At 52.2% G+C, this 1,223-nt stretch carries 1 rRNA gene; it reads left to right on the top strand.

From position 1 onward, the window contains the following. Nucleotides 1-18: 18 nt before the first annotated feature. Nucleotides 19-1,223 (top strand): 23S ribosomal RNA (locus tag CGL56_RS18400); the annotation flags it as partial.

The raw sequence follows: 1,223 nt of genomic DNA, 5'->3' as shown, positions 1-1,223 counted from the left end.
TTCGGGAGGTTCAAGAATAGGAAGTGAACGAAGGGCGTACGGGGAATGCCTAGGCTCTCAGAGACGATGAAGGACGTGGTAAGCTGCGATAAGCCAGGAGGAAGTGCAAACGACTGTTGATTCCTGGATGTCCGAATGGGGCAACCCACTAGATTGAAGATCTAGTACTCCGCAAGGAGAGGTAACCCGGGGAACTGAAACATCTAAGTACCCGGAGGAGGAGAAAATAATTTAATGATTCCGCAAGTAGTGGCGAGCGAACGCGGAACAGCCCAAACCATTACGATACGTCGTAGTGGGGTTGTAGGACTTGTGTAATTATCTGCTACATAATTGGAACAGTTTTGGAAAAGCTGACCATAGAGGGTGAAAGTCCCGTACAGGAATTGTGGTAGATATGACGAGTATCCTGAGTAGGGCGGGGCCGGAGAAACCCTGTCTGAATCTGCGGGCACCATCCCGTAAGGCTAAATACTCCTGAGAGACCGATAGTGAACCAGTACCGTGAGGGAAAGGTGAAAAGAACCGCGAGAAGCGGAGTGAAAAGACCCTGAAACCGTGCGCCTACAAGCGGTCGGAGCCAGCTTTCGAGTTGGTGACGGCGTGCCTTTTGCATAATGAGCCTACGAGTTACTCCTCACTACCAAGTTTAAGGTGTTCAGCACCGGAGGCGCAGCGAAAGCGAGTCTTAACAGGGCGTCATAGGTAGTGGGGGTAGACGCGAAACCTGGTGATCTACCCATGGGCAGGTTGAAGTTCCGATAGTCTCGGAATGGAGGACCGAACCGGTAAACGTTGAAAAGTTTTCGGATGACCTGTGGGTAGGGGTGAAAGGCCAATCAAACCAGGAGATAGCTCGTACTCCCCGAAATGCATTTAGGTGCAGCGTCGTGTAATGTGTGCCGGAGGTAGAGCTACCAATAGGGCTAGGGGGCTTCACCGCCTACCAACCCCTGATGAACTCCGAATGCCGGCATAACAGTAGCGGCAGTGAGGCTGCGGGTGCTAAGGTCCGTGGCCAAGAGGGGAACAACCCAGACCATCAGCTAAGGTCCCCAAATTCGGGCTGAGTTGAATGGAACGATGTGGGGATGCTAAGACAGCTAGGATGTTGGCTTGGAAGCAGCCATTCATTTAAAGAGTGCGTAACAGCTCACTAGTCGAGCGTTCCTGCGCGGAAAATACTCGGGCATAAGCCCGGTACCGAAGCTATGGAAAGACTG

It is taken from the genome of Neolewinella marina (genome assembly GCF_002631205.1).
Lineage (GTDB): Bacteria > Bacteroidota > Bacteroidia > Chitinophagales > Saprospiraceae > Neolewinella > Neolewinella marina.
This window is presented reverse-complemented; position numbering and strand designations above follow the sequence as displayed.